This is a genomic window from Vreelandella indica, assembly GCF_037070225.1.
Lineage (GTDB): Bacteria > Pseudomonadota > Gammaproteobacteria > Pseudomonadales > Halomonadaceae > Vreelandella > Vreelandella arctica.
The window spans coordinates 1-5,938 of sequence record NZ_JBANSO010000054.1 but is presented as its reverse complement, the minus strand read 5'-3'; the positions used below and the strand labels follow the sequence as shown (position 1 = coordinate 5,938).

Genomic DNA, 5,938 nt, shown 5'->3' with positions numbered 1-5,938 from the left:
TGAAGTACACCTGGCTGCCCTTGAGTGCCTATCTCTCGTTTGAACGTCTACATGAAGAGGTACACCGCTTACTCGGTGGTTACGGAACTGATCACGCGATTAATTTTGAATAGGCACTTAGAGGGCTCTTCACTGACTCACTTTAATGCACTACGCGATATATATGACATCGCGGGAATGAATATCGAAACAGCTACCAAAAAAGCAGAAACAGCTGTAGTTAAAAGAATCCAGATGCAACAAACAACTACCATCGTAATTGCACTAATTATCTTTATTGCTGCAACGCTTATTGCTTTGTTAGGACCGCTAATGATGTCTCGGGCTATTCGCCAAATTAGTGGTCGTATTAAAGAGATTACCGAAGGCGATGGTGATTTGACCGCGCGTATTGAAAGTAGTCGCCGCGATGAGATTGGAGAACTAGCGCAAGAGTTCAATGCCTTTATTAAACGTATTGATGATACGCTTCAGTCAGTTAGCAGCAGCACGGTGAGCCTTCAGCATGCATCCACTGAAATTGCTAAAGGCAGTCAAGAACTTGCAGCACGGACCGAACAAGCCGCTGCGAACTTGCAGCAAACCTCTGCTTCGATGGAGCAAATCGCGGCGGTGGTTACCAACGCCTCTGACTCTGCCCAGCAAGCTGATCAGCTCGCTCTTTCAACTAAGGAGCTCGCTCAGCAAGGCTTACACTCAATGCAGAACGTTGAGAAAACAATGGGCACCATTAACGATTCATCTTCAGAGATCAGTAATATCATCAAATTGATTGACAGTATCGCTTTTCAAACCAATATATTGGCGCTCAATGCGTCCGTTGAGGCCGCCCGTGCAGGTGAACATGGCCGTGGTTTTGCAGTGGTGGCACAAGAGGTGCGTATATTAGCTAGCCGTTCTAGTGATGCGTCAAAGAGTATTGCCACACTGATAAACACATCGTTAAGCCGCACAAAATCGGGTGTCGATCAGGTTAAGCTAACCAGCGACACCATGCAGGAGATGGTGAAAAGCATTGAGCGTGTGGCTGACGTAATTGCTGAAATCAGTGCCGGTGCTAAAGAGCAGAGTGTGGGTATAGGGCAAGTTAATGATGCCGTTAACGAACTGGATAGCATGACGCAGCACAATGCCTCTATGGTGGAAGAGTCTAGCGCAGCAGCAGCAGAGCTGAGCAATCAAGCCGATCGACTCAGCAAACTGGTGGGGGCATTTAAACTTAGCAATAACGCTAATATTCAATCAGTGCCTAGCCAGTTAGTGGTAGCTCAGGCTAACAAGTCATCGCCCGCCAATGTTGCAGCACACCGTTTAGTCAACCACCAGCAACCCGAGTGGGAAGCGTTCTAAGCTTCTTATTTTTCCCGGGCTGCATTAAGCCCGGGGAAACTTATATTTATCTTATGCATTTTTTCGCTCCATCAAGCTAATGATATAAAGCCCAGTTCATGAAAGTAGCCATTGCAGGAACACCTATGCTATCAAATGCGTTAGTTATTGATGATGATCTAGATGTGCAATTACTGGGAAAAATGCTGCTAAACCAACATGGCTACGAGGCTGTGACGGCGGGGAGCCTTGGTGAACTAGCGCGACAACCTTCACTACTCAATGCCGAACTCATTTTGCTTGATCTTGGCCTAGGCGAATTTACAGGCCTTGATATATTAGACTACCTCTATGATTTACGCTTAAAAGCTTCAATTTTAATTATTAGCAGTTGCACTCAGGAAACTGCCGATATCGCGCTTTCAGCAGGCAAAGCAATGGGCTTTCACATGCTGGGATTTCTGCCTAAATCTAAGTTGCTTACCGAATTAGTGCCATTCCTTGAAACATTAAAGGAGGCCCCTAAACCGCCCACAAAAGATGATTTGGCGAACGCCATTGTTGAGAACCAGCTGTTTCTAGCCTATCAACCCCAAATCGATCTTCAACAAGGCCATGTCATAGGGGTGGAAGCGTTGGTGCGCTGGCAGGATCCAGAACGAGGCATACTTTATCCCGATAGTTTTATACCACTTGCTGAGCAAAGCGGACTAATGATTCCCCTCACCCGGTGCGTCATTGAGCATGCTTTGAAGCAACAAGCGCTGTGGCAATCGCTGGGGTGTAACCTGAACGTCGCGATCAATATACCAGTGGCCTTTATTCAAGCAGAAGGTGTCGTGGAAGAATTTGATCAGCTCATCCAGCAAAGTGGTGCATCACTCGCCAATATTACGTTAGAGCTTACCGAATCTGTAGGCGTTGAATGTTTAGGCTATGCAAGCGCTGTACTTAAAACGATGCGACAACGCGGCTGCCAACTCGCATTAGATGACTTTGGTACCGGCTACTCATCTTTAACACAACTCCATCGATTGCCATTTACTGAGCTCAAAATTGACCGCAGTTTTGTCTCACTGATGGATGAGGATAAAGACGCCCTGGCCATAACGCTATCGATCATTGATCTGTGCAAACGCCTTGGGCTTAAGGTCGTTGCCGAAGGCATCGAAACGGCTTCACAATACGCCCAGCTCGTCGAAGCAGGTTGTGATGTGGGTCAAGGGTACTTTATTTCTCGCCCGCTAACGGCTGGCGCCCTTAATGTTTGGTTGTATGAACACTCGCAAACCACTAAAGCCACTCAAGAAGAGAGCATGTTAACCCGCTGCAACGCTTGTTGTGTCGTTGTTCGCAGTCCTGCTATGCATTCCACATAAGCCGCAAGTTCCTCTAGTGGTGCTTTTAACGCTGCTTGCTCCAACTGACTGGCTTGCTCTGCAATCGCTATGCAGCCAAGAGAGGAAGCAGCGCCCTTTAATGAGTGTGCCTCTTGATATAACGCTTCGCGATCCTCTGACTGCCAGTAAGCATCCAGGCGAATATTGCGATCATTCAGCCGAGTTAAAAACGTGGTCATTAAATTATTTAGCTCAGGGGGTTCAAAAGCCTCTTTTAGCTCTGTGCAAATACGCGCATCTAAAACGTGCTCCAAATTGGCCGTATCTGATGACGGTGTGACGCTCTGAGTAGTATGTTCAATAGAGTGCGAGATGGCGAGTTCTGAAGCACCTGGCGGGGATAGATAGCGGCAGATGACCTGATATAGTTCATCCCGCGTAAAGGGTTTATGAATCATATCGTCCATCCCGCTATTAATGCAGCGTTCGCGATGTTCAGACATGACGTTCGCGGTCATCGCGACGATAGGCAGCCTAGGCAGTGCATGCGCCATCTCATAATGGCGCCAACGCCGCGTTGTTTCAGTGCCATCAAGCATTGGCATTTGCATATCCATTAATACTAAATCAAATCGACTATGCCCACTTTCTAGTTGATTGAGTGCTTCCTGACCATTTTCTGCAATCGTCACCTGCTGCCCAAGGCGCTCAAGCATCACTTGAGCAACCGTTTGATTAAGCGGATTATCCTCAACCACTAAAATATGGTAATTATCAGCGAGCCCAACCTGGTTCTTCCCAATCAGGTAAGTGGTCACTGGTTCAGTCGCAGGCAGCTTGACGCTAAACCAGAACCGGCTACCGATACCTTGCTGACTATTGACGCCTATCTCACCTTGCATTGCTTCTACTAGCCGCTTACATATGGCAAGCCCAAGGCCGGTGCCTTCATGGCGACGTGCAATTGAAGTGTCCACTTGAGAAAAAGCTGAAAATAACTGCGTTTGATCAGCTTCATTGATACCGCACCCCGTATCGTGCACCTCTACGAGGATATTCTCATCTTCTAACGGTTTTACATGACACTTTACAAACCCCTCTTCCGTAAACTTGAGCGCGTTATTAATTAAGTTCATTATTATTTGACGTAACCGCGCGATGTCACCCATAACATAACGTGGCAGAGTGGGATCGATAGAGTAACTGAAGGCTACCTTCGCCTTGGGCTCACGAAGCGTGTAGCTTTCACATAGTTCGTCAATACACTGATAAAGATCAAACGGTTGATAGTCTAACTCAAGACGCCCAGACTCAATTTTTGTGTAATCGAGGATATCGTTAATCACTGCGCGCAGGCTCTCAGCACTCCGCTTCAGCGCCGCTAAATACGTCTTTGCGGTAGGGGTTTTTACCTCTTCGCTAAGCAAATCGGCCATACCGACCACCCCGTTTAACGGTGTCCGTATTTCATGGCTCATAACGGCCATAAACTCCGATTTCGCTAAGCTTGCTTTCTCAGCCTGTTTGGCCGCCTGATTTAATTCTAACCCCTTAACCTCTAATGCCTGCGCCTTGCGAATACTCGACCGCCCTTCCAAGATCAACGCGCGAACTAACATACCGCCTGAAAACATTAACAAGGTAATAAGTAACAGCACCAATCCGTAGAGACGTGTCAACACCCGCCGCTCCTCACTACGCATTCGAGATACATGCGCATTGGTTTCTATTAAGATGGTGCCGGTGAGCTGCTGGAGGTTAGAAGCCTTGTCCAACAGCGTGGTTATCAACGCACTATTTAATTCAGCGGTGTTATCCCATAGCGGCTCAAGTAAGGTTTCCATCTCTAAAATCAGCACTTCCGTCTGCCGAATAACCCCTTCGACACGCTCAAGCTCACCCACTACCTTCCCAATATCACCTTGAAAAAAGAGTGTTTTCCGACTAAATAGGATTTCATAACGCAATAACACATCATCCGCAGTCGCGGTATCAGCCTGCATTTCGAGTAACATTAAACGAAGTTCACGCACTTCTCGGTCATACTGGTAACCGGCCCACAATAAGTTCTCAAGCAGGCGATTCTCCAGCGCGTGTTGGCGGCTAAAAATAACTCCGCCGGTCGTTAGCGCTGAAAGAAAAAAAAGGATCGCTGAAAACGTAGCGACCCTGGCGCGGCGGGTAAAATAAAACTTCATGGTGGTCAACATACCCTTTACCTGCTTATGTTAATCAATTTCTATGCGCTTTACCTGCCACACTGAGCGTGAAAGGATTTCTTCATTCAAGAGCTCAGGATGCTGGTCAAAAGGGTAAATAACGAAGAGCGGCCCTTGATCGCGAATGCGTAGCGCTCTTCCGTCCGCTTGCATAGCCAGAATTACATCAAGATTCTCAAAATCACTGACAGGTATCGTTGCTGCGTACTCATTGAGCGCCACCACACGCATATTCTCCCCTTTGGCATCAGCGGCTTCCAGTATGGCCCGCCCCAACGGGCCAGAGAATCGCACCGCGCCATCATACCAAGGCGTGCGAGTCGTCGTTTCGTGTTGATCCAAGGCTTCTAACATCGCTTTATCAAAATGGGCTTCGTTCCCCACATTGGGCTGCCCCAACTCACCGCTTATCACCAGGATGACAGGGCCTTCAGGCGCTTCAAGAGCGATAGCACACGTCGACATTAGGGCAAAGCTCGCTACCACGAATAAAAACCTGAATTTACAAACCACAGGTCGAATTATCATGAGGCACCTCAGCACTGATGATTAAGAATGCCACGAGTATATATCGACCGTCTGAAGGTTAACTGTGAACCTTTGTGTCAACGTACCATTATCAACTAAACTTTATGTATGAGCTTTTCGCGTCTACGAGCATGGCGTTTAACATACTAAAATAAGGGAAATCATCATGCATATTGGCGTACTTGAAGATGATCTAGACCAGCAGACCTTCATCGAACTGTGTCTCACAACCGCGGGCCACCAGGTATCTTTATTCACTCGCTCTAGCGAGCTTCGTCGCGCAACTCAACAGCAAACGTTTGATTTTTTTATCATTGACTGGCGGTTACCTGATAGTTGCGGCATGGATGTGGTCTCTCATTTACGCCAGCACGAGGGATGGCAGGGACCAATACTTTTTAGGCTCTTCGACGTTGGGTGTGGAATTCGCCCCCTGAGCTGGGCCAGAATATGACCTCCACAGCGGCAGGAGGTATGACATGGACGGCACCCAGATTCTAACACTCGGCCTGGGCTTGGAAG

The 5,938-nt window shown here is 47.7% G+C and carries 5 protein-coding genes and 1 pseudogene; 4 read left to right on the top strand and 2 right to left on the bottom strand.

Annotated elements, in window-relative coordinates; genetic code table 11:
* The 3 genes and pseudogenes from V8L71_RS20120 to V8L71_RS20110 form a co-directional block, all read left to right on the top strand.
* Window positions 1-113: pseudogene (locus V8L71_RS20120) on the top strand (IS630-like element ISHsp2 family transposase); the annotation flags it as partial.
* A 64-nt stretch (window positions 114-177) separates the two neighbouring features.
* Window positions 178-1,350 (top strand): methyl-accepting chemotaxis protein, encoded by a 1,173-nt coding sequence (locus V8L71_RS20115; RefSeq protein WP_336275267.1) that lies wholly within the window; start codon window positions 178-180, stop codon window positions 1,348-1,350.
* Window positions 1,351-1,448: 98 nt separating this feature from the next.
* A complete protein-coding gene (locus V8L71_RS20110) occupies window positions 1,449-2,708 on the top strand; it encodes an EAL domain-containing protein (protein WP_336275266.1) in 1,260 nt (419 codons plus the stop codon).
* On the opposite strand, the gene V8L71_RS20105 is transcribed toward V8L71_RS20110, so the two are convergent.
* Window positions 2,633-4,879, bottom strand: coding sequence for an ATP-binding protein (locus V8L71_RS20105; protein ID WP_336275265.1), 2,247 nt, complete (start codon window positions 4,877-4,879; stop codon window positions 2,633-2,635). The two genes, V8L71_RS20110 and V8L71_RS20105, sit on opposite strands and share 76 nt — an antisense overlap.
* 18 nt (window positions 4,880-4,897) lie before the next feature.
* On the bottom strand, window positions 4,898-5,353 hold the full coding sequence (locus tag V8L71_RS20100; RefSeq protein ID WP_336275264.1) for a putative pterin-binding protein: 456 nt from the start codon (window positions 5,351-5,353) through the stop codon (window positions 4,898-4,900).
* 229 nt (window positions 5,354-5,582) lie between these two features.
* Here V8L71_RS20100 and V8L71_RS20095 point away from each other — a divergent pair, with 229 nt between their 5' ends.
* A complete protein-coding gene (locus V8L71_RS20095; RefSeq protein WP_336275263.1) occupies window positions 5,583-5,870 on the top strand; it encodes a response regulator in 288 nt (95 codons plus the stop codon).
* The last annotated feature ends 68 nt before the right edge of the window (window positions 5,871-5,938 follow it).

Excerpts from the sequence above, each read along its gene's own strand:
- V8L71_RS20115 (WP_336275267.1), top strand. The coding sequence starts at position 178 with ATGAATATCGAAACAGCTACCAAAAAAGCAGAAACAGCTGTAGTTAAA.
- V8L71_RS20110 (WP_336275266.1), top strand. The coding sequence starts at position 1,449 with ATGAAAGTAGCCATTGCAGGAACACCTATGCTATCAAATGCGTTAGTT.
- V8L71_RS20105 (WP_336275265.1), bottom strand. The coding sequence starts at position 4,879 with ATGTTGACCACCATGAAGTTTTATTTTACCCGCCGCGCCAGGGTCGCT.
- V8L71_RS20100 (WP_336275264.1), bottom strand. The coding sequence starts at position 5,353 with ATGTCGACGTGTGCTATCGCTCTTGAAGCGCCTGAAGGCCCTGTCATC.
- V8L71_RS20095 (WP_336275263.1), top strand. The coding sequence starts at position 5,583 with ATGCATATTGGCGTACTTGAAGATGATCTAGACCAGCAGACCTTCATC.